Annotated in this window: 25 protein-coding genes and 1 tRNA gene; 9 read left to right on the top strand and 17 right to left on the bottom strand. The window is 66.2% G+C overall.

The genetic code is table 11. From position 1 onward, the window contains the following. Nucleotides 1–39: 39 nt before the first annotated feature. From ASG11_RS02300 to ASG11_RS02290, 3 genes are all read left to right on the top strand, one after another. Nucleotides 40–126, top strand: a tRNA-Leu gene (locus tag ASG11_RS02300). Between the two features lie 119 nt (nucleotides 127–245). Further along, nucleotides 246–1,355 (top strand): hypothetical protein, encoded by a 1,110-nt coding sequence (locus ASG11_RS18550; RefSeq protein WP_156363616.1) that lies wholly within the window; start codon nucleotides 246–248, stop codon nucleotides 1,353–1,355. After that, a complete protein-coding gene (locus ASG11_RS02290) occupies nucleotides 1,352–1,663 on the top strand; it encodes a hypothetical protein (protein ID WP_055774633.1) in 312 nt (103 codons plus the stop codon). The genes ASG11_RS18550 and ASG11_RS02290 overlap by 4 nt, the downstream gene beginning before the upstream one ends. A gap of 71 nt (nucleotides 1,664–1,734) precedes the next feature. On the opposite strand, the gene ASG11_RS02285 is transcribed toward ASG11_RS02290, so the two are convergent. Both ASG11_RS02285 and ASG11_RS02280 read right to left on the bottom strand, forming a co-directional pair. Further along, nucleotides 1,735–2,949: a DUF1501 domain-containing protein gene (locus tag ASG11_RS02285; protein ID WP_055774630.1), complete on the bottom strand. Its 1,215-nt coding sequence runs from the start codon at nucleotides 2,947–2,949 to the stop codon at nucleotides 1,735–1,737. An 18-nt stretch (nucleotides 2,950–2,967) separates the two neighbouring features. Continuing rightward, nucleotides 2,968–4,500: a DUF1800 domain-containing protein gene (locus tag ASG11_RS02280; RefSeq protein WP_055774627.1), complete on the bottom strand. Its 1,533-nt coding sequence runs from the start codon at nucleotides 4,498–4,500 to the stop codon at nucleotides 2,968–2,970. A gap of 221 nt (nucleotides 4,501–4,721) precedes the next feature. Between ASG11_RS02280 and ASG11_RS02275 the strand changes: the two genes are divergently transcribed. Continuing rightward, a complete protein-coding gene (locus ASG11_RS02275) occupies nucleotides 4,722–5,705 on the top strand; it encodes a polysaccharide deacetylase family protein (protein ID WP_236697354.1) in 984 nt (327 codons plus the stop codon). A 23-nt stretch (nucleotides 5,706–5,728) separates the two neighbouring features. On the opposite strand, the gene ASG11_RS02270 is transcribed toward ASG11_RS02275, so the two are convergent. Continuing rightward, complete coding sequence (locus ASG11_RS02270; protein ID WP_055774624.1) at nucleotides 5,729–6,544, bottom strand: APH(3')-I family aminoglycoside O-phosphotransferase; 816 nt, start codon at nucleotides 6,542–6,544, stop codon at nucleotides 5,729–5,731. Between the two features lie 263 nt (nucleotides 6,545–6,807). On the opposite strand from ASG11_RS02270, the gene ASG11_RS02265 reads away from it, so the two are divergent. The 4 genes from ASG11_RS02265 (at nucleotide 6,808) to ASG11_RS02250 (ending at nucleotide 11,904) form a co-directional block, all read left to right on the top strand. Further along, complete coding sequence (locus ASG11_RS02265; RefSeq protein WP_055774622.1) at nucleotides 6,808–7,893, top strand: type III polyketide synthase; 1,086 nt, start codon at nucleotides 6,808–6,810, stop codon at nucleotides 7,891–7,893. Next, complete coding sequence (locus ASG11_RS02260) at nucleotides 7,890–8,576, top strand: methyltransferase domain-containing protein (RefSeq protein ID WP_055774619.1); 687 nt, start codon at nucleotides 7,890–7,892, stop codon at nucleotides 8,574–8,576. Before ASG11_RS02265 ends, ASG11_RS02260 begins: the two co-directional genes overlap by 4 nt. Further along, nucleotides 8,555–9,661, top strand: a complete 1,107-nt coding sequence (locus tag ASG11_RS02255; protein ID WP_055774616.1) for an NAD(P)/FAD-dependent oxidoreductase — start codon at nucleotides 8,555–8,557, stop codon at nucleotides 9,659–9,661. Before ASG11_RS02260 ends, ASG11_RS02255 begins: the two co-directional genes overlap by 22 nt. 71 nt (nucleotides 9,662–9,732) lie before the next feature. Beyond that, entirely contained in the window at nucleotides 9,733–11,904 is a 2,172-nt protein-coding gene (locus ASG11_RS02250) for a transglycosylase domain-containing protein (protein WP_055774611.1), read from the top strand. On the opposite strand, the gene ASG11_RS02245 is transcribed toward ASG11_RS02250, so the two are convergent. The 3 genes from ASG11_RS02245 to ASG11_RS02235 are packed head-to-tail and all read right to left on the bottom strand — an operon-like array spanning nucleotide 11,880 to nucleotide 13,590. After that, nucleotides 11,880–12,557, bottom strand: a complete 678-nt coding sequence (locus tag ASG11_RS02245) for a M48 family metallopeptidase (protein WP_055774608.1) — start codon at nucleotides 12,555–12,557, stop codon at nucleotides 11,880–11,882. The two genes, ASG11_RS02250 and ASG11_RS02245, sit on opposite strands and share 25 nt — an antisense overlap. Before the next feature lie 5 nt (nucleotides 12,558–12,562). Further along, nucleotides 12,563–12,997, bottom strand: a complete 435-nt coding sequence (locus ASG11_RS02240) for a YcgN family cysteine cluster protein (RefSeq protein WP_082472546.1) — start codon at nucleotides 12,995–12,997, stop codon at nucleotides 12,563–12,565. Next, nucleotides 12,994–13,590, bottom strand: coding sequence for an SCO family protein (locus ASG11_RS02235; RefSeq protein WP_055774601.1), 597 nt, complete (start codon nucleotides 13,588–13,590; stop codon nucleotides 12,994–12,996). The genes ASG11_RS02240 and ASG11_RS02235 overlap by 4 nt, the downstream gene beginning before the upstream one ends. A gap of 98 nt (nucleotides 13,591–13,688) precedes the next feature. Between ASG11_RS02235 and ASG11_RS02230 the strand changes: the two genes are divergently transcribed. Next, nucleotides 13,689–14,294, top strand: a complete 606-nt coding sequence (locus ASG11_RS02230; protein ID WP_055774598.1) for an ankyrin repeat domain-containing protein — start codon at nucleotides 13,689–13,691, stop codon at nucleotides 14,292–14,294. A 115-nt stretch (nucleotides 14,295–14,409) separates the two neighbouring features. Here the strand turns inward: ASG11_RS02230 and ASG11_RS02225 are convergent, their stop codons facing one another. The 11 genes from ASG11_RS02225 to ASG11_RS02175 form a co-directional block, all read right to left on the bottom strand. After that, a complete protein-coding gene (locus ASG11_RS02225) occupies nucleotides 14,410–14,910 on the bottom strand; it encodes an MmcB family DNA repair protein (protein WP_055774597.1) in 501 nt (166 codons plus the stop codon). 49 nt (nucleotides 14,911–14,959) lie between these two features. Then, nucleotides 14,960–15,613 (bottom strand): cell wall hydrolase, encoded by a 654-nt coding sequence (locus ASG11_RS02220; protein WP_055774594.1) that lies wholly within the window; start codon nucleotides 15,611–15,613, stop codon nucleotides 14,960–14,962. A 167-nt stretch (nucleotides 15,614–15,780) separates the two neighbouring features. Next, nucleotides 15,781–16,122 carry a DUF1491 family protein gene (locus tag ASG11_RS02215; protein ID WP_055774590.1) on the bottom strand — a complete coding sequence of 114 codons (342 nt, stop codon included), beginning with the start codon at nucleotides 16,120–16,122 and terminating at the stop codon, nucleotides 15,781–15,783. Then, complete coding sequence (locus ASG11_RS02210; protein ID WP_055774587.1) at nucleotides 16,119–16,589, bottom strand: PaaI family thioesterase; 471 nt, start codon at nucleotides 16,587–16,589, stop codon at nucleotides 16,119–16,121. Before ASG11_RS02210 ends, ASG11_RS02215 begins: the two co-directional genes overlap by 4 nt. Continuing rightward, the gene (locus ASG11_RS02205; RefSeq protein WP_055780095.1) at nucleotides 16,579–17,046 is read right to left on the bottom strand and encodes a PTS sugar transporter subunit IIA; all 468 of its coding nucleotides are present in this window, start codon (nucleotides 17,044–17,046) and stop codon (nucleotides 16,579–16,581) included. The genes ASG11_RS02210 and ASG11_RS02205 overlap by 11 nt, the downstream gene beginning before the upstream one ends. A 94-nt stretch (nucleotides 17,047–17,140) precedes the next feature. Beyond that, complete coding sequence (gene hpf, locus ASG11_RS02200; protein WP_055774584.1) at nucleotides 17,141–17,722, bottom strand: ribosome hibernation-promoting factor, HPF/YfiA family; 582 nt, start codon at nucleotides 17,720–17,722, stop codon at nucleotides 17,141–17,143. Nucleotides 17,723–17,771: 49 nt separating this feature from the next. Next, nucleotides 17,772–18,479: a DNA polymerase III subunit epsilon gene (gene dnaQ / locus ASG11_RS02195; protein ID WP_055774581.1), complete on the bottom strand. Its 708-nt coding sequence runs from the start codon at nucleotides 18,477–18,479 to the stop codon at nucleotides 17,772–17,774. Nucleotides 18,480–18,496: 17 nt separating this feature from the next. Then, nucleotides 18,497–19,081, bottom strand: a complete 585-nt coding sequence (coaE, locus tag ASG11_RS02190) for a dephospho-CoA kinase (protein ID WP_055774578.1) — start codon at nucleotides 19,079–19,081, stop codon at nucleotides 18,497–18,499. Nucleotides 19,082–19,094: 13 nt separating this feature from the next. Then, nucleotides 19,095–19,907, bottom strand: a complete 813-nt coding sequence (locus ASG11_RS02185) for a shikimate dehydrogenase family protein (RefSeq protein ID WP_055774576.1) — start codon at nucleotides 19,905–19,907, stop codon at nucleotides 19,095–19,097. Next, nucleotides 19,904–20,452, bottom strand: a complete 549-nt coding sequence (locus ASG11_RS02180; protein WP_055774574.1) for a Maf family protein — start codon at nucleotides 20,450–20,452, stop codon at nucleotides 19,904–19,906. Before ASG11_RS02180 ends, ASG11_RS02185 begins: the two co-directional genes overlap by 4 nt. Before the next feature lie 44 nt (nucleotides 20,453–20,496). Then, nucleotides 20,497–21,333 (bottom strand): pyruvate, water dikinase regulatory protein, encoded by an 837-nt coding sequence (locus tag ASG11_RS02175; RefSeq protein WP_055774571.1) that lies wholly within the window; start codon nucleotides 21,331–21,333, stop codon nucleotides 20,497–20,499. Between the last annotated feature and the right edge of the window lie 225 nt (nucleotides 21,334–21,558).

Below are 21,558 nucleotides of genomic sequence, written 5' to 3'. Positions count from 1 at the left end.
CGCCTACCAGCTGCCGGGTCTGCCCGGCGAGTGTTACGTGCGGCCGTGGCGGAACTGGTAGACGCGCAACGTTGAGGTCGTTGTGGGCGAAAGCCCGTGGAAGTTCGAGTCTTCTCGGCCGCACCACTCTCCCATAGAATCTTTGGTATATTCGAGGCCCTCAACAGGACGGGGGCCGTCGCGCGCGCTTGACTTGTTGGAAAATGTTCCTGAAACGTTCCCACCGCAGCGACAGGTGGGGCGGCATGATCGAGACTTCCGGCAACAGGCGAAAAAGCGCGTTTTCACGTTGGCTGCGAACCGGCAGACGGCCGTCAACGCCCGATCCCGACGGCCTCGAATTCAAATACAATCCCTGGCACGATCCGGATGACGGCAAATTCACCTTCGCGGGAACCGGACGCCATTATGGCGCAGGCGGCGCCAGTGCGGCCAACCGCGCAGGCGGTCAGTCGGCGGGCCGTTCTGTCGGAGTGCCGGGCATCGACTCTCGCAAGCCCGCGCGGATCGCGGCAGCACCCAAGATGCCGGCGCCGCGCGCAGGGCCGTCAGCAGGAGGTGCTTCCAGGGCGGTCGATCGTGGCTCAGTCGACGCACCGCGCAAGCCTGTTCCGACGACTAGCCCCAACCAACGGGCAAATCCGGTCACTGAATTCGTCGGTGGCGTTGGCGAGCGACTGTACGGTGCCGCGAAGGGAACGGCGGCGGGAATATACTCCGCGGTCACCACCCACCCGGCCACCACCGGCTACAATATCGTTCGCAGTGCCGCAGGCATGATCGACGGTGCCATAGCGGTGGAGGATATACCGGCCCGTCGCCAGGTTGCGCGCGCGGCGGATGCGGTCGCCAACGCCTCGGCCCGCGATATCGGTCGCGCCGTAGGATCCGTCGCCGGGAACGTTGTGTTGACCGCTGCGCCAGGGGCGGCCGTGGCCAGGTTTTCCCAGCTGAACCGCCTCCGCACAATGCGGCCTCGCGTCACCTACGATCCGCCGCAGATCGGCTGGGTGAAAGAGAATCTGAAGAGCGACAAGCCCTGGAAAGCTTACAATGACTCGGCCCCCGGAGCACGGCCAGGCCAAGCGCCGACATTGACTCGCACGATGCCCGACGGCTCGAAGCGGCCGGTCAAGTTCGACGGCGTGCAGGGCGATTACATGATCGATCGCAAGTGGGGAGTGCGGGACGCGGCGCGGGGGCGCGCCCAAGCGGTCCGTCAGTCGGAAGTGCTGGCGCAGCACCGCTCCATCGGGCTTTGGGAGGTTCCTACACCCGTCCAGAAGACCAAGGCTCTCAAACTTCTCAAGAAGAAGAATATCACCAACATCAAGGTCAAGGTAGTCAAGCCATGATAGCAACGCAGATCGCACGTATCATTGCCAGTTTCGTCGTTTTTCTGGATCTTGCCGATGACGAAAAACTCGATGCCGACGATGCCGTCGAAATTATGGAATATATCGGAAGCCAGCTTGATGCGCTGGACAAGACGTTCCTTCGTGAACTGGTAGACGCTTTTCCGGTGGTTGCGTTGGAGTATAGCGGCGAGGCGCAAGAACTGGTGCGCGATATACCGTACAGCTTCTATCTTGAGGAAACGCTGGCGGCCGACGATCCGGTGCGATTGGCCGAACTCGAAGCCCTGCGCGACGCGAGGGATTGAAGACGGACGTCTAGCCGCGGCAGGACTACCGCGCTTCCGGGTGCTCGTCTGCTTCTACCGCAGGCCGAGATTCAGAGGAGGTGCAGATCCACCGGCGGGGTGGCCGGAAAAACCGTGGCCAGGCGGTCTGCTCCGAGCCCGTACTGCCGGGCGACGAGCCCCCCGATCATCGCTCGGTAATCGGTCAGCACCGGCAGGTCGCGACCCTGGTTGAGGGTCGTTTGCGATAGCGCGACCTGCGGCCCCGCCAGGCGGCCTCCGTTCACGCCGCCGCCCAATACCCAATAGATGCTGCCGTGACCGTGATCCGTGCCCTTGTTACCGTTCTCGTGAAAGGTACGGCCGAATTCGGACACGACGATCACCGTCGTGGTCAGCCAGGCTTGGGCCCCGATCTCGTCGGCGAAACCGGCCAGCCCGCGCCCCAGTTCGCCGACATGGGTCGCGAGATAGCCTTGCGCCCCGCCCTGATTCACGTGCGTGTCCCAGCCGCCGACATCGACGAAGGCGAGATTGAACTGATCGCGCATCAGGCGTCCGATCCGCCGCGCCGACAGCTCGAACCCCTTGGGGCTGACCGCGCCGCGGCTCGCCTGCCGCATTTCCTCATCGACCGTTCTGAACACGGTGTCGCGAACCTGGAACCCCTCGGCGACCGAACTGCCAAGGTCGTTCGCACCGCTGCGCTGCCCCTTGTACATCGCCGCGATCAGCGCGGCGTCCCTCGCCGGAACGGCGGGCTTCGATCCCACCGCATTGAGCGCGACATTGGGAATGACCGGGCCACCCCGAAAGCACAAAGGCAGTTGATCGGTGAACGCGATCGGCTTGTCCTGCCCCAGCGTCGCGGCGAGCCGTGCCATGAAGCCCGAATTGTAATCGCGATGGCCACCGATCGGCTGGCCCAGCTCGATCGTATCCTGCGTCTCGAAATGGCTGCGGCTCATATCGTCCGTCCCGACGAAGGGGATGAAAGCGATCTGCTTCTTCTGCCACAGCGGATAGATCGTATCTCTGAGCGCGGGATGCAGGCTCCAGTCGGCATCCAGCGCGAGCGGGGCATTGGGATCCGCCGGATCGGGCTTGCCGAGCGCGATCGTCGGGCGGGAAGTGTGGTAGAAATCGCTTCCCGTCGGCGCGATGACGTTGGCCGCATCGTAAGCGCCGCGCAGGAATATGACGAGCGTCCGGCTACCGGCTTGCGGCGCGGCGAACGCGCGGCCGGCGACGACGAGCGGGGCCAGCGCGACGGCACCGGCCAGAAGTTCACGGCGGTCGAGCAACATGTCCGTTCTCCGTTCGCGTCAGCGGCGCATGAATTCGGGCGAGGACAGGAACAGGGCGTTCCATTCCTGCGGCGAATTGGCCTGGGTGAGGGCGGTTCGGGTCGATTCGCCCAAGGTCGGGGCGATCGCGCCGTAATAGGCCGCCGCCTGTAGTCTGGGGAGCGGTGGCGGCGTGGTCGATCCGGCCGGTGGCATCTCGGCCAGCACCGGAGCCGATACCGTCGGCGCGGGCGGCCTGAACAGCGCGGCGGCACCTCCGCCGATCTGCCGCGCGATCTCGAAGCGCACCGACATCTGGCCCGGCCCGGTCCAGGCCGCGGCGGCGATCGGGTAGCCGTCGGGCGTCTCGTGCGCATAAAGGCCCTCGCCCATGCGGTTCAGCCAGCCGATGATCGGCCGGGCATTCACGATCGTTCGGTCGCCATACATCAGCCGCACGGCGGACACCGTATACTGCACCGGATCCTTGAACGCGGTCCCGAGCGACCGCCGGAATTTCGGTGCCTGGATCATCGTGCGCAGGACCGCGGAGATGGTGCCGTGGCTCCGCGCCCAGGTTCTGGTCATGCGATCGATCACCGCAGCGGGCGGATCGTCGCCCATGAAATAGGTCGCGAGCTGCCGGGACACGTGGCGCGCCGTCGCCGGGGCATTGGCGATCAGGTCGAGCGCGTCCTCGACCTCGCCAAATCCCCGGCCCTTGATCGTATGACCGAGAAACTGCTTGTCGCCGAAATCGTGGCGGTTGGGATTGAATTCGAACAGCCCGGCGCGGACGTAGAGCGGCCGTCGCTCCGCGCTGAGTTTGGGATCGGCGGTGTTCAGATCCACGCCCACGCCGGTCAGGATGCGCGCCAGCTCCTGCACGTCCTTCTGCGTATAATCGGACCCCACCCCCATGGAATGCAGCTCCATGATCTCGCGCGCATAGTTTTCGTTGACGTGGTTCGCCGCATTCTGGTCGTTGTCGAGATAGCGCAGCATCGCCGGATGCCTCAGCGTCGCCTCGAGCAGGTCGCGGAAGGTGCCCAGCGCATGCGCCCGGAGCGTATCCTCGTAATCGGCGATCATCGGCCGGATATCGCGCTTCTGCGCCTGAACGTTGAAGTGGTTGAACCAGAACCATGTCAGCTGTTCGCGAAGCTGGTCCGGCGCGTAGATGTCACGCAGCAGCGACCGCGTCGCCGCTTCGGTCGCCAGCCCGTTCATGTCCTGCTGATAGGTCTTGCGCGCGGCATCCCGCTGGGCCGGATCGGCGAGTTTGTTGGCATAGCGGCTGGCCGCGTCCGCATCGACCACCAGCGCCGCCATCGACTGGCGGGTGATGCGCATGGCCGCAACCTGCGCGGCGATCTCGGGCGGCAGCGTGTCGTCCGGATGCCCGAGTTGCGCGTCCAGCCAGCGCGCCGTGCCGGGCTGTGCGCCGTCCGCCGGCTCCGCCGACACGCCCCAGGTCAGGCGGTTGCTCCAGGCCGTATCGTTTCGCGCCGCCGCACGCGCACCGGGGGCGATCGTGGCGAGCAACGGGATGATCAGGGAAAATGCACGCATACCGGCTTTCCTTCGCCATCTGCCTACGCGCGAAAGCCTGAACTGCTCCTGTCTTGCGGGGAAGATGACACCGATTTCATGCGATCGTCATGCGGCGCCGGAGGCACATCAAACGCCATCGGTCCGGCATCTCCCCGGTCCGGAGCGCTCGCCAGGGGTGGACAGCGTCGGTCGCGGATGAAACGGAGCAGACCGACCGCAATATAGATCGAGGGGATGCCGTGACGTCGAACCTAGCCGCGCTGTGCCGTGCCGCCGTCGTCCTCGCAGCCGTCGTCCTTGCAGCCGTCGCCTTTCCCTACCTTGCCGACGCCCGGAACGATCGAGCGGAGATCGCCGTCACCTTCGACGATCTTCCGGCGCTGACCATTCTGCACGACCAGCCCTATGTCACCTATTTGAACAGGATGATCCTTCGCGGGCTGAAACGGCACCGGATACCCGCCACGGGGTTCGTGAACGAATCGAAGCTCGACGAACTCGACCGCGCGCAGCAGATTGAGATTCTTCGGCAATGGCTCGATGCGTCGATGGATCTCGGCAACCATACGTTCTCGCACGAATCCCCCAACACGCTCGGCGCGGCGGGCTATATCGCGGACATCATCAAGGGGGAGCCGGTCACGCGGGATTTGCTGGCGGCGCGCCACCGCCGCCTCGCATGGTTTCGTCACCCCTATCTGGAGACGGGCACGCCGCTCGCCGTGAAGCGCGAGATCGACGGCTGGCTGCGAACGCACGGCTACCGGATCGCGCCGGTCACGATCGACGGCGACGATTGGGAATTCGCCGAACCGTATGACGATGCCATCGCGCGCCACGACGAACCCCGTCGCCAGCGCATCCGGCGCGAGTATCTCCTGCACAGCGCCAGGACCGTTCGCTGGTATCGCGCCGCGGCACACGCCCTGTTCGGGCGGGATATCGCCTATGTCATGCTGCTTCACGCGACACGACTCAACGCCGATTGCATCGACGACATCGCAGCCTTGCTCAAGCGCGAGAGGCTGCAGCCCGTGTCGCTCGCCCGGGCCATGACCGACCCCGCCTATCGCACGCGAGATCCCTATGCCGGGAAGGACGGGATAGAATGGCTCGAACGGTGGTCGCTGACGCTGCGCAAGGACCTGCCTTGGGACAGCTATAGCGACGTCCCCAAGGATATTTCGGACGAATACGACAGGGTCGACGCCGATCGGCACTGACGGCGACGAGGCTTAGGCCGGCCTCAAAAGAGTTCGTCCAGCATCAGATGAAACCGGATCTTTCGCTCGTCGGGTTCGGCGATGCCGTAGCTGTCGAACAGCCGCCGCTGCAGAGCCGTACCGAATTCGGCGAGGCCGTGCCATAGGATGGCGAGGTCCTGATACCGGTCGGCCACGCCTGCCCTGCCGACATCGATGCACCCCGCTTCCGCGCCATCCGCCAGCAGGATGTTGTCCAGCGAGAAGTCGCCATGGGTCACCACCGGATCCGGCGCCATCGGCAACACCTCCGTCATGGCAACCCACACCGCTTCCGCCGACCAGCCGGCACGTTCCACATCGAAATCGTCGACATCCACCAATCCGCGATCGATGCGCCAACGCGCTTCGCCGAGCCGCAGCTGGTGATCGCTGTTGAACGGGCAGCTTGCGACCGGGATCGCATGAAGGCATCGCAACAGGCGAGCGAGCCGGTCGACGATCGCGGGTCGCTGATCGGGACAGGATTCCAGCCATTGATAGGCGGTCTTGCCCGGCAAGGCGGTGATCAGCAGCCATGCCTCGTCCGGCGTGGCGAAAAAGGCCCGAACGGCCGGAACGGCGATATGATCGCGCAGCCACTGCAACCGTACCATCTCGCCCGCGACGTCCCGAACGGATATGGCGGGCGCGCGCTTGAGAAACAGATCCGGCGCGACCCCAGTCTTCCGCAGCCGATACACGGCGTCGCCGGATTCGCCGACCATGTCGCGCGACCAGTCATAGCCGTCGAGCAGGTCCGTCAGGACCGTCGGCGTCTTCACCGGCCGAACAGGCTGCTCTCGCTGATCGCGTGTCATGGCCAAGGCGTCCGATCCCCGAATGTGCCAAATTGCATCAAGCGATGATGTGCACGTTCGGCGATATCAGGACAATGGGTGCGGGGCGGCTCGGTGATGCACGCGGGCACGCCGATCCCGACGATCGGCAATATCGCCGCCGATCTGGCGCTATAGATCCCGGTGGCTGCGGACCATATTCGCGCTGGCGGATCGAGAGCAAAGGAGTAGCGTTGTAGGGAACGACGCAAGGGCCGAACCCTCGCGCGCCTGAAAGCCGCTTCTTGCCCCTAACGTCACGGTCTGAATCCTATCTCAACGCGATCGGCACCGCCGTGCCGGAACACGACATCCACCACGCCTTTATCGGCTGGGCACGGGCGCGGCTCGGCGATCCACGCGAGGCGAAGCTGTTCGACCGGATGGCGGCACGCGCGGGAATCGGCCATCGCTGGTCGATCCTGCCGATCGGCGAGGATGGTGGATCGCCGGTCGATCGGGGCGGTTTCTATGCGGATGCCATCCTGCCGGGCACGGCCGAGCGGATGCGGATTTATGCCACGGCGGCGCCGGATCTTGCCGTGGCCGCCATCGATGCGCTGCGCGCCCGCCAGCCGTTGGGCGAGATCACGCATCTGGTCGTCGCCAGCTGCACCGGCTTCGTCGCGCCGGGCGTGGACCAGATCGTGGCGAAGCGCATCGGCCTGGCACCTTCGGTCGAACGGCTGCTGATCGGCTTCATGGGCTGCTATGCCGCCGTCGCCGCCTTGCGCAGCGCGCGACATATCGTGCGGTCGGAACCCGATGCGCGCGTGCTGGTCGTATGCGTCGAACTCTCGACGCTGCATCTGCAGGACAATCCCGCGATCGAACCGCTGCTCGCGATGTTGCAGTTCGGCGACGGGGCCGCGGCGGCGCTGGTGACGGCGGATCCGGCCGGCTTCGCGCTCGGCCAGCCGTTCGCGACGACCTTGCCGGACTCGGATGCGCTGATCCGCTGGGACATCACCGATCGCGGCTTCGCGATGCACCTGTCGGGCGAGGTGCCGGGCCGGATCGCCGCCGGGCTGGCCGATCCGGACTTCGCGCGGGCCGCCACGGGCGGGCGCATGCCGACCGAGATCGACGGCTGGGCGGTGCATGCCGGCGGCCGATCGATCCTCGACGCAGTGGAAAACAGCCTGCACCTGCCGCCCGAGGCGCTGGCGGCCTCGCGTGCGGTGCTGGCGGAGAATGGCAATATGTCGTCCGCGACGTTGATGTTCGCGCTCGCCCGGCTGCTGGACGGACCGCCGGTTCGCGACGGCGTGGCACTCGCGTTCGGGCCCGGCCTCGCCGCCGAGGGTTTCGCCTTTCGGAGCTTGTCGTGACCCTCGCGCGGCGCGCCATCGCCGAGGAGCTGATGGACGCCGACGATCTTGCGGCGGAGACCTATGCCGCCGTGGTCGGCGATCTGGCGCGGGTCAACGTCGTGACGATGGCGGGCCGGCCGACGCTCGATTTTCTCGCGCGCGGCACTGAGGGGATGACACGGTTCAGCCTGCTCGACGTCGGGTTCGGCGATGGCGACATGCTGCGCCGCATCGCGCGCTGGGCACATAAACGCGGGCTGGAGGCCGATCTGGTCGGCGTCGATCTCAATCCGCGAAGCGAGCGTGCCGCGCGTGCGCATACCCCGCCGGGCCTGCCGATCCGCTGGGTCACCGGCGATTATGCCGATCAGGCGGGTCCGTTCGATTTCGTGGTCAGCAGTCTGGTCGCGCATCACATGACGCAGGATCAACTGGTCGCGTTCCTGCGCTTCATGGCGGGGCACTCGGCGAAGGGCTGGCTGATCAACGATCTGCACCGCCACGGCTTCGCATATCGCGGCTTTCCGATCCTTGCGCGTCTGTTCGGCTGGCACCCGATCGTGCGGCATGACGGGCAACTGTCGATCGCGCGCTCCTATCGCCCGGACGAATGGCCACCGATCCTCGCCGAGGCCGGGATTTCCCGTGCCCGGATCACCCGCGTCTTCCCGTTCCGGTTATGCGTCGAACACCTGCTCTGATCCTGGGCGGCGGCCCGGCGGGGGCGAGCGCGGCGATCCGCCTTGCCGGCGCGGGCACGCCACATCTGCTGATCGAGCGCAGCCGCGAGACGGGCGATGCGATCTGCGGCGGGTTCCTCAGCTGGCGCACGCTCGAATCGCTCGCCAGCCTGGGGATCGAACCCGAAGCGCTCGGCCCGGCGCGCGTCTCCAGCGTCCGCCTCTTCACAGGCGACCGCGTGGCGGAAGCGCGTCTGCCCCACCCGGCGCACGGCGTGTCGCGCCGCCATCTCGACACGCTGATGCTCGCCCGGGCGGCCAAGGCCGGGGCGGCGATCGAACGCGGCGTAACGGTCAAGGAGACGACGAGTCGCGCGGCGCGACTTCAGGACGGGACGATCCTGGAGGCGGATGCGCTGTTCCTCGCCAGTGGCAAGCACGACGTGCGCGGCCTCGCCCGACCCGAGGCGGCACGCGGGGCGGATCCGACGCTGGGCCTGCGCGTCCGGCTCGGCCCAGCGCCGGCACTCGACCGCCTGATCGGAGAAGCGATCGAGCTGCATCTGTTCGACCGCGGCTATGCTGGGATCGTGCTGCAGGAAGACGGCACCGCCAACCTCTGCATGGCGGTTCACCGATCGCGCCTGACCGAGGCGGGCGATCCGGAGACGCTGCTGACGGCGCTCGGCGTGGAAAGCCCGCGCCTCGCCGAACGCCTCGCTTATCGCAGTGGCGGCGCGATCGATGCCGTCGCCAACGTTCCCTATGGCTGGCGCGTGCAGGCGGGCGAGGCCGGGCTGTTCCGTTTGGGCGATCAGGCCGGGGTGATCCCCTCGCTCGCCGGAGAGGGGATGGGCATCGCCATCGCCAGCGGCATCCGCGCCGCCGATGCCTATGGCAGCGGTGGCCCCGCCGCCGCGACGATGTTCCAGCGGCGGCTGGCGCGCGATCTGGCGCGGCCGATCGGGCTTGCCGGGTGGATTCGCGCCGCCGCCGAACGCCCGGGCATCGCGCGCGCGCTCCTGCCGCTGGCACGGACCAGTCCGATGCTGGTCGACACCATCGCCCGCGCCACCCGGATCGGGCACGTCGCGCCGCCCCGGTGACGTCAAAAAATCATCTCTGTCCGGGCGCTTGTTCACCTCACGTATAACGCCTATCCGTATCGGCGCTTCATATGGCCCGCGCACCCTCCCCCAAATCCAGTCTCAAGACCCGCTCGCCCTGGCGTCGCCGTTTCGTGCGCACGATCCAGGTGCTGATCGGGCTTGGCGTGCTCGCGCTGATCGGCGTGGTCGTCGCGATCTATGTCGCGCGCGCGCAGTTGCCGAGTTTCGACGAACTGAAATCCTCGCCCAACGGCCAGATGATCCGCGTTCATGCCGCCGACGGCACGGTGATCGTCTCGCTTGGCCCGAGTTACGGCGAATGGCTGCCCTACGACCGGATCCCGGCGGTGATGCGCGATGCGATGGTCTCGGTCGAGGATCGTCGGTTCCGCTCGCATCTCGGCGTCGATCCGATCGGGCTCGCCCGATCCGCCAAGCTGGCGTTCCAGTATCGCGGCACCGGGCGGCGCCTGCAGGGTGCGTCGACGATCACGCAGCAGGTGGCGCGCACGATCTTCCTGTCGAACAAATACGATGTCAGCCGCAAGGCGCGCGAGGCGATCCTGGCGCTGGCGATGGAACGCAAGTTCAGCAAGGATCAGATCCTCGAATTGTACCTCAACAAGGTGTATTTTGGCGGTGGCGCGTACGGCATCGACGCCGCGTCGCGCAAATTCTTCGGCCATGGCGCCGAATCGCTGTCGCTCAACGAGGCCGCGGTGATCGCCGGGCTGGTGAAGGCGCCGTCGCGTTATTCGCCCACCGCCGATGCCGAGGCCGCGATCGGCCGCGCCGGCGTGGTCATCAAGCTGATGCAGGAGACCGGCAGCATCACGCCCGCACAGGCCGCCGCCGCCGATCCCAAGAGCGTGACGCTCGCCCCCGAGCCGAAGCAGAACAGCGTCCGCTACTTCACCGACTGGGCGTTGCCGCAACTGGAAGTGCTGATCGACGAGACCAGCCGGCCGCTCGAGGTGTGGACGACGCTCGACCTGAACATGCAGCGCGCCGCCGATGCCGCGGTCCAGGCCAACGCGCCGAAGGGCGCGCAGGGCGCTCTGGTATCTATCGATCGCGACGGCGCGGTGCGCGCGATGGTCGGCGGCACGGATTATGTCAGCTCGATCTACAACCGTGCCACCCAAGCCGTCCGCCAACCCGGATCGGCGTGGAAATTGTTCGTGTATCTCGCCGCGCTGGAGGCGGGTCACAAGGCCGAGGACAATGTGGTCGACGAACCCGTGACGATCAACGGCTGGAGCCCGCGCAATTCCTCCGGCGCCAATCGCGGCGCGATGACGCTGCGCACCGCCTTCGCCTATTCGGTCAACACCGTCGCGGCCAAGCTAGGGCAGGAGGTCGGCTTCGGCACCGTCGCCGCGATGGCGCAGCGTTTCGGCATCTCGACGCCGATCGACACGCATCCGGCCATGGTGCTGGGCACCAGCGACGTGCGCCTAATCGACATGACCCGCGCCTTCGCCAGCGTCGCCAACAAGGGCGTGGCAGTGACGCCCTACGGCATCACGAAGGTGACGGCGCAGGGCGAGACGATCTATCAGCAGCAGGTCGATCGCAGCCATGTGCTGGTCGCCCCGTACGTGGCGGCGCAGATGACCGACCTGTTGCAGACCGCGGTCAACACCGGCACCGGCAAGGCCGCGCAGATCGGCCGTCCGGTCGCGGGCAAGACCGGTACGACCACGTCGAACAAGGACGGCTGGTTCGTCGGTTTCTCCTCGGGCCTCACCACCGGCGTGTGGATGGGCCGTGACGACGCGCGCGTCGTGCCCGGCCTGCAGGGCGGCACCGCGCCGGCCCGGGCGTTCGCCGCGTTCATGAGGCCCGCCGTCGCCAACCGCCCGATCGAGGAATTCGACACCAAGGTGACGCTGCCGGAATGGCAACTCGAGCCGGACGAGGAGAGCTATTTCGGCCAGGCCGACAACGGCCTGTTCGTCGATGCCGACGGCAATCCGGTCGATCCGGGCGCGCAACCTGGGCAGGGCGACCCGCAGGTCGATGCCGACGGCAACCCCGTCGCTCCGCCCGCCGCCGGCACGACGACGACCACCACCACGACTGCGCCGCCTTCGGAAAAGCTCGACCAGCAATGGATCGATCGCGTGCTCGATCGCAACGCCCCGCCGCGCCCCGCTCCCACGTCGCGCACACCGGCCGCCGCACCGCCGCCGGAGCGGCCGTCGGACCGTGCTCAGGAGTCGCGCCCGAACCAGTGAAGCGCCGCGCCATTGGCCCGAAGCCAGGCGCGCGAGTCTTCCGGATGACCCTCGGTCAGCGCATCGGCCAGCGCATGGAAATCCGGGCCGTGATTCATGTGCACGCGGTGCGCGATCTCGTGCGCGACGGTCGATCGGCGCACGAAGGCGGGGGCGAGGATCAGCCGCCAGCTGTAGCGGATCACCCCAGACGCACTGCAACTGCCCCAACGCCCCTTGGGATCGCCGATCGAGACCTGCGCAACGGTGACGTCCGCTTTCGCGGCGAACTCCGCCGTCTCCGCGCTCAGCACACGCAACGCCTCGCGCTTTAGCCAGGTCTCGATCCGCCGCGCCAGGCCCTCGCTCGGCCCGCCGCAGCGCAATTCCTCCCCGTCGCGCACGATCCGGCGCGGTGCGGCCCCGTCCCACACGATCGACAGCATGACGTCATCGAACGGCACGGCGGCGCCCGGCGCGAAGGGCCGCGCCCGGGGCAGGCGCGCGCGCTGCCGGTCGATCCAGGCCTGCTGCTCCTGCGCCCAGTGCAACGCAGCCTTCAGCGGCGCGCGCGGCGGGAGGGTCAGGCGAACGCGCCCGCTCGCCGGATCGACCGACAGCTTGGCCCGCCGCGACCGCGCGTTGCGCACCACCTCGATCTCGCCCGACGACATTGCCGTCACAACCGCCGATCGACGATGTGATTCTCCAGCTCTCCGGCATCGACCTCGGACACCGTCCAGCCGCGCACCGACTCGCCCGCGCGGTGCACCGCCTCCCGGTCGCCGCAGACGAGATAATGCCAGCGCGGCAAGGGCTCGTCCTCGCGGCGCAGGCGATAGGCGCAGGTACTGGGCAGCCAGTCGATCTCACGCACATTGTCGCGCGTGAGCCGCACGCACTCGCTGACGAAGGCGAAGCGATGCTTGTAGTTGGAGCATTGCGCGCTGCGCCGATCGAGCAACTTGCATGAGACGTTTGTCGTCAGCAGCTCGCCGGTTTCCTCATCTTCCAGCTTGTGCAGGCAGCATTTGCCGCACCCGTCGCACAAGGCTTCCCATTGCCCGCGATCGAGGTCCTCGAGACGCTTGGTCTCCCAGAAATTGTCGCTCAACGGACCCAGCGCTTCAGTTCGGTGGCGATCGCCTGGGGCGTGCCCTCGCTCGGCAGCAAGGCGAGCGGCTTGCCCTCCGGGCTCATCAGATAGGCGACGCGGCTGTGATCCATCATGTATCCGCCATCCGGCGATACATCGCCTTTCTTGTAATAGACGGCATAGGCCTTGGCGATGGCGGCTATCGCCTGGTCACTCCCGGTCAGTCCGACCAGGCGTGGATGGAAATTGCCGACGAACTGCTTGAGCACGGCGGGCGTATCGCGCGCCGGATCCACGCTCACGAACACCGGCACCACCTTGGTTGCGAGTTGGGGATCGCTCTTTTCGAACGTTCGCAGGCCGGAGGCGATATTCTGCATGTCGACCGGGCAGACGTCGGGGCAAAAGGTGTAGCCGAAATACATGATCGCATATCTGCCGGCGAATGTGCGCTCGGTCGCGGGCTTGCCGTCCTGATCGGTCAGCGCGAACGGGCCGCCGATCCGCGCACCTTCCAGCGGCGGGCTGGCGGCGGGTGCGGAAGGGCTGGAACAGGCGATGGGCAGACACGCGATCGACAGCGCGGCGGCCAGACGGACGATCTGGTTCATGGCGCCGCCAGCCATGATCTGTTAAGGGCGGGGACGCAAGTTGGGCGACGTTCAGGCCCGCAAATCCCGTTCCATACTCTGCCGAGGTTTCCGTCACGATGGTCGCAAAATCCATTCGCATCGCACTCGCCGCCGCCCTTATCGCCGCCGCACCGGGCATCGCCTCGGCCCAGCAACAATCCGAAGGCTACAAATTCCTCGATGCGGTGAAGAACGAGAAGGGCAACGATGTCGAGGAGGCGCTGAACAAGCCCGGCACCACGGTGATCAACACGCGGTCGGTGAGCAACGGCGAGACCGCGCTGCACATCGTGATTCAGAACGGCAACGGCACCTATCTCACCTATCTCCTGTCTCGCGGGGCCAATCCCAATGTGCGCGACAATGCCGGCACCGCGCCGATCGTGCTGGCGGCAAGCCGTGGGCGGAACGACCTGGTCGAGAAGCTGATCGCGGGCCGGGCGAACGTCAATTACGGCAATTCCAATGGCGAGACGGCTCTGATCGTCGCGGTGCGTCGCCGCGATCTGGCGATGATCCACACCCTGCTCACCGCCGGTGCGGATCCCGACCAGCCCGATCTGCTCTCCGGTCAGTCGGCACGCGATTATGCGAAGCTGGATGCGCGTTCGCCGGCTGTGGCCAAGGAACTGGCGGAAGCGCCAAAGGCGAAGCGCGCGGCGGTGGCAGGACCCAAATTCTAAAGGCTGTCAGTTAAAACTTTTGCCGTTCGCGCTGAGCCTGTCGAAGCACGTGCCCCGAACATGCCCTTCGACACGCTCGGGGCGAGCGGGGTTAGGCATGGCTCGAACGCAAACCTTACGGCCAGGTCAGGCCGTCCGCATCGGGATCGATCGCCCCGATCAACCGCCGCCCCGCCCGTCGGGCGAAGGCCAACGTGCAACGCTTGCGCGTCGCGGCCGGCAGCGGGTCGCTATGCGCCTCGCGTACGATCGCGGCGTCATAGCGATCTGCGACGATGATTCCGGTACGTTCGGGCAGGAACGCCGAACCTTCCAGCGGCGACGCGTCGAAACCGGCGGGAATCGCCCAGTAGAACCGATCGCAATGTCCGAGATAGTCGGTCCATTTTCCGTCGCCGAGCAGATCGGCGCGCGACACCTTGATCTCGACGATGACGATCTGACCCCGCGCATCTATCGCCATCAGGTCGGCCCGGCGCCCGCCGTCCAGCGGCACCTCGCCCATCGCGACGAGATCGTGCCGCAACAGCATCCGCGTCGTGCCGCGACAGACGTCGAGGGCGCACAGCGGCGAACCGGGGGCGTCGATACAGGAATCGGGCGGACGCGACAGCATCCGCCCGATCTAGAACATTACACGAACAGGTAAAGTCCAAACCGCTGTTTCAGCGGTAGAAGACATGATTTCCGATCGCCGCGACCTTCTGCATCCGCCAGCTCGGCGAGACGCGGCGGGCATGGAAATACAGCGCGTCGGGCGCGGGGCTTTCCCAATCGTCGCCCATCGCGACCTGAGCGACGGCGACAGCGGTGCGATAATCGCGGTTGTTGGCGACTGCGGGGATCTGGCCGCCGCGTACGAACGAGAATTGGCCACGCTGCTTGACGACACCGCAGATCGACGAGCCGAAGCGGCCCGACTTGGCGCGATTGATGATCACTTCGGCGACGGCGAGCTGGCCCGAAAGCGGTTCGCCCTTCGATTCGAAGTAGATCGCGCCGGCGAGGCAGGTGAGATCCTGGTTCAGATCCGCCGGCGTGTCCTGATCGGCGACGGCGGCGGAAAGGCTCTCATAACCGCCATCGTCCTGAACGACGTCCTGATCGGACTGGGCAACCGCAGGCTCGGCGGCCGGCAGAGCTGGAGAAAGCGTATCGGTCTCGGCAGGAATCTGTGCGGGCACGGGAACGATTGCCGGTTCGGCCGCGTTTACCCCATGATTGCGCTGATATGCGAAGCCCGGAGTGCTGGCACCGATCATGGTGACCATTCCGAGCGTCATCGCCGCAAAGGTCGCGGCGCGTTGAAGAAACGACATTCAGACTTCATATTATGCGGTTGGTGCGCGGAAGCGATCGCGATCTCCACCCTGAATGGAGCGATCGTCCGGGCGAGCCCCCCGACTGCGTAATCGACCCGGATCGCACCCGCTTCGACACAACGCTTTTGACAATCCGGTGCTCCTGCATGGTGCACCGCAACACGTCAATCGGCGAGGATCGTTTCAGCGGCGAACCGTTCGACAAACGGGATGTCCAGTTCGATCACCCACAGATCGGGATCGTTTTGCCGCCGACGTAGCCAATAGTCGGTGATCTGGCGACGATCCTCCCTATCCGGCGGCGTCCAGGCGATCAGCGTCACCTGTCCGTCGGGCCCGATGCCACGCTCCAAAGCGCGCGGATTAGCATTGTTTTCCAACGCGATAATTAGAATGCCACCGCCTTGCGAATCGCCCCGTGCGAGCATCATGCCCATCCCGCCGGCATCGTTGACCCGCCGCAGCAGCGCGCTGACGAGCATGGCGCTGGGCAGGCGCGCACTCATCGGGTGGCGCGGTATCCCGGCAAGCCGGCGAGCGGAATGCGCGACTTCATGAATGTGCCCGTGCCGCGCGCCGCTTCGTCGCCCTCGGCGTCGATCAGTCGCGCCTCGGCGACGAACACGCGACGTTGCCCGCTAATCCAGCGCCCCTCGGCGATCACCGGCCCCGCCTTCAACGGCTTGGTCAGCAGCAGGTTGAATGCGGTGGTGAGCATAAAGCGATCGGTGACCAGACTGTTGGCGGCATAGAAGGCGGCATCGTCGAGCATCTTGAAATAACTCGTGCCATGCGCCGCGCCGGCGGCATGGAAATAGCGTTCGTCGATCTGGAAATGGATCCGAGCGATGCCGCGTTCGGGGATTTCCAGCGCGGATTCGAACAGGCGGTTGATCGGCGCGGCGGCATAGAGCGCCTCGAGCGCGCGAAAATGCGCCTGTTCGCCTTCGACCGCGCCGGTCTCAGGCGGCATCGCGGGCTTCGTCGGCGGTGAGCAGAGCATACAGCGCGTCGCGCGACCCCGCACCGCGCAGCTTGGCGACGAATGCCCGATCGCGCAGCCGCCGCGATACGCGCGCCAGCGCCTTCAGATGCTCCGGCCCGGCGTCGACCGGCGAAAGCAGGACGAACACCAGATCGACGGGTAGATCGTCGATCGCCTGGAAATCGATTCCCTGCGTCAGACGGGCGAACAGCCCGACCACCTTGGTCAAACCGGGCAGCTTGCCGTGGGGAATGGCCACGCCGCCGCCGAAACCGGTCGAGCCGAGCTTTTCGCGCGCGATCAGCACATCGCCCACCGTCCTGGCGTCGAGATCGTGCGCGCCGGCGAGGATCGCGGCGAGCTGCGGCAACAAGGTCTTCTTGCTGGCTGCGGCAACACTTTGAACGACGGTGTCGGGCAGCAGCAGATCGCTGAAATCGGTCATCATGATATGTCGGCCACGGCCCTGTTCCCTGAACCGGCCCCCGGGCCGGTCAGCGCCTTTAACGCCGAACCGACCCGGAGAATAGCGTCTTGGATCAGCTGGCGCGCTGCGGCTCGACCCAACCGATCGTCCCGTCGCCGCGGCGATAGACCATGTTGTACGCGCCCGATCCGCTATTCTTGAACAGCAACGCCGTGGTGTTGCGCAGATCGAGCATCATCACCGCATCCGATACGCTCGATTCGGGCACGTCGACGCGCGTCTCGGCGATGATGAGCGGATGATCCTCGGCCTCGACATCCTCCGGCGATTCCCGGAACAGCGTGTAGCCGGCATTGTCGTAACCTCCGGCCTCCTGCACCGCGACGGCGGATCCGGCGTTGCGGTCCTTCAGGCGGCGCATGTAGCGGCGAAGCTGCTTTTCGATCTTGTCGGCGACGCCGTCGAACGCGACATGCGCATCGCGGCCCTCGTTGCTGCCTTTCAACACCAGGCCGTGCATCACATGCGCCACGATGTCGCAGGTGAAGCTGTCGTGCGGGCCTTTTCCGAAGGTGACGTGCGCGGATATGGCGCGTGCGAAATATTTGGTGGCGATGCCCTGGAGCCGATCCTCGACATGGGTTTTCAGCGCGTCGCCGGTGGCGACCTGATGGCCCGATACCCGGATTTCCATAGCATTCTCCTTATTGGGCCACCCAGATTGGGCGTCCTTGGCAGTGACGTCAACCGGACGCCCCGGCCCCCCCTTCGCCCACCCCCCAGATCGGATTGGTGAGTTTGGCGATAAACGCGGCATGGGCGACAAGTTCCGCCTCCGATGCCGAAAAAGTCCGCGCCGGACGCACCTTCGCGGGCGCGGCGTCGGGCTGGAAGCTGGTCTGCACCTCGATCGTCTCGCTGACGAGGGTGAGGCCGATCTGCCGCCCCCCGGTCAGCTCGACATACACCTGAGCCAGCAACTGCGCGTCCAGCAATGCGCCATGAACGACGCGGTGGCTGCGATCGATGCCATAGCGGCTGCACAAGGCGTCGAGGCTGTGCTTGGCGCCGGGATGGCGCGCGCGGGCGAGCACGATCGTGTCGACCATCCGCGCCAGATCGACCGCGGTGCGCCCGCAGCGCACCAGTTCGCCGTTGAGAAAGCCGAAATCGAACGTCGCGTTGTGCGCGACGAGCGGCGCGTCGCCGATGAACTCCAGCAGATCGTCGACACCGGTATGGAACAGCGGCTTGTCCGAGAGGAAGGCGTCGCTCAGCCCGTGCACGCGTTGCGCCTCGGCCGGCATGGGGCGCTCGGGATGGAAATAAGCGTGGAAACTGCGCCCGGTCTCGACCTTGTTGATCAATTCGACACAGCCGATCTCGACCAACCGGTCGCCGTCCTTGAAACTGAATCCGGTGGTTTCGGTGTCGAAGACGATCTCGCGCATGCCGATGAATATCAGCCCTATCCCGCGCTCACGCAAGCGATCACCGCGTCTACGGAGCGGCGTGTCTCGTCCAGTGACCTATCGGTCGGAATGACGACGTCGGCGCGGGCGCGTTTTTCGGCATCGGGGGTCTGCCGCGCGAGAATCGATTCGAACCGCGCCGCGCTCATGCCCGGCCGCGCAAGGACGCGGGCACGCTGGATTTCGGGAGTGGCACTGACCACCGCGACCTTGTCGACGCGCGATTCACCGCCGGTTTCGAACAGCAAGGGAATGTCGAACACGACCAGCGGCGCATCGGCATGCGCGGCGAGGAAGGCAGCGCGTTCCTCGCCCACGGCGGGGTGGACCAGCGCCTCGAGCCGCTGCAGCGCCGGCGTGTCGTTCAGCACGCGCGCCCCCAGCGCGGCGCGATCCACGCCATCGGGCCCGGTCGTGCCAGGAAACAGCGCCTCGATCTCCGCGACCAACCGCCCGCCCTTGCCCTGCAGCCGGTGCACGGCGGCGTCGGCATCGAACACCGGCACGCCGCGGTCGGCAAACATCTGCGCCACGGTCGATTTGCCCATGCCGATCGATCCGGTGAGGCCGAGAATGATCACCGGCGCATCATCTTCATGACGTCAAAAGATCGCGCAACTCCTCGTCGCGATCGCGTGGCGGTTCGGCACCGAAGAACAGTTCGAACGCCACCGCTGCCTGCCCGACCAGCATCTCCAGCCCGTCGACCGTATCCAGATCGCGATCGCGCGCCTGCGCCAGCAACGGAGTTTCGAGCGGGGCGTAAACGACGTCATAGACCAGAGCATCGTCCGGCAGCGGCGACAGATCGATCTCCAGCGGCGGCTGCCCCGCCATACCCAGCGCGCTGGTGTTGACGAGCAGGGCGGCGGCCGGGATCGCATGGCCGAGCGGCAGCGCCTTGCCCTTCAACCCAAACGCGGACAGCAACGCCGCGCCCTTCAGCACATTGCGGTTGAGGATCGTGACCGGACCGACCCCGATCCGCGACAGCGCGAACAGCACCGCCCGCGCCGCGCCGCCCGCCCCGATCACTACCACCGGCTTGCCCGCCAGATCCAGATCGGAGATCGGCGTGTAGAAACCGCCGGCGTCGGTATTGGTGCCGATGAACCCGCCATCCTCGCCCCGGAACACCGTATTGATCGCGCCGATCGACGCGCGCACGTCGCCCGGATCGGCGACATGATCGAGCGCGGCAAGCTTGTGCGGGATGGTGACGTTGCAGCCGCGCCACGCCGGATCGGCCTTGCGATGCTCGAAAAAGCCCCCGAGATCCTCCGCCGCCACCTGGGTCGCGCGATACTCGGCATCGATGCCCAAAGCGTCCAGCCAGAAATTGTGGATCAGCGGCGATTTGGCATGCTCGATCGGATCGCCGATCACCTCGGCATAGGCTTTCGTCATGACGCCAATATTCCCCGCACCCGCAGATAATCGAGCACCGGCAGCAATGGCAGCCCCAGCACGGTGAACTGGCTGCCCTCGATCCGCGCGAACAATTGCGCGCCCGGCCCCTCGATGCGGTAACAGCCGACACAGCCGGAGATCGCCGGCCATTCGGCATCGAGATAGGTTTCGATAAAGCCATCGGACAACGGCCGGACATACATCTTGGCACGATCGACCACGCGCCAGATCGGCTTGCACCCCTCGGCGATCACCGCGGCGCTGACCAGTTCGTGACGCTTGCCGGACATCAGGCGCAGATGTTGGGCCGCCTGATCGCGCGTCTCCGGCTTGTCGAGCAAGGTGCCGTCCTCCAGCGCGACGACGGAATCGCTGCCGAGCACCAAGGCATCCGGTTCACGACCCGACACCCTGAGCGCCTTCAGCTCGGCCAAAGCGTCAGCGAGATCGCGCGCATTGAGATCGCGCAACCCCGCCTTCGCCGCGTCCTCGTCCACCCCGGCCGACATGGCCGAGAACGGCACGCCGGCCGCCTCCAGCATCGTACGACGCGAGGCGCTCTGCGATGCCAGGATCACCTTGAGACTCATTCGTCGTCCGCCGCCCCGCTACCCTCGTCGCCGCGCCGTTCCTGTACCAGAGCGATGATTGCCGCCGCCGTTTCCTCGATCGAACGGCGCGTGACATCGATCACCGGCCAGCCATTGTCGGCGAACATGCGACGCGCAAATGCCACCTCGCGCGTGACGGCATCATGATCGACATAAGCCGTTTCCGGCGCCTGGTTGAGCGACAGCAGGCGATTGCGCCGCACCTGGATCAGCCGTTCCGAGCTGGTCGTCAGCCCGACGACAAGCGGATTCTTCAGACGATACAACGTGTCCGGCGGCGGAGATTCCACCACGATCGGAATGTTCGCGGTCTTGAACCCGCGATTGGCGAGATAGATCGAGGTCGGCGTCTTGGACGAGCGTGAGACGCCGGCCAGCACGATATCCGCCTCCTCCCAATTCTCCCAGCCGATGCCGTCGTCATGCGCCATCGTGAACTGGATCGCATCGACGCGATCGAAATAGGCTTCGTCGAGCACGTGTTGTCGCCCCGGCCGGGCCTTGGCCTGCTGTCCGAGCATGCCCGACAGCGCATCGTTCACCGCGTCGAGCGGCGCGACGGCGGCAAGGCCGAGCTTGCGGCATCGTGCCTCCAGCGTCGCACGCGCCGTGCTGTTGACCAAAGTGAAGATCACCAGCCCCGGATTTTGCGCGATCTCCTGCAGGATGCGTTCGAGATGCGCCTCGGTGCGGACCATCGGCCAGAAATGGCGGATCGTCTCGACATCGTCATATTGCGCCAGCGCCGCCTTGGCGATGTTCTCCAGCGTCTCGCCGGTCGAATCCGACAGCAGATGAAGGTGCAACCGCACGGGTCAGGACAGGTCTGTGGACAACATCGGCAGAATCGCTAGCGCAAGCGAACGCCCTCGCCAAGCCGGGGATAAGCGCCGACTTGTCCACAATCCCGTCCCCACCCGCCGGTTCCGCCCACAGGCTGTGGATAACGGGGACAATTTGCGGGAATCGCGAGCGCTGCGTGCGCCCGCTCCGGTCAAGCTGTTGGCATTTCGGGGACGAACGCATAAGCCCCGGCA

It is taken from the genome of Sphingomonas sp. Leaf357, from assembly GCF_001423845.1.
Taxonomy (GTDB): Bacteria; Pseudomonadota; Alphaproteobacteria; order Sphingomonadales; family Sphingomonadaceae; genus Sphingomonas.
The sequence above is the reverse complement of the archived record's forward strand: the minus strand, read 5'-3'. Positions and strand labels throughout refer to the sequence as shown.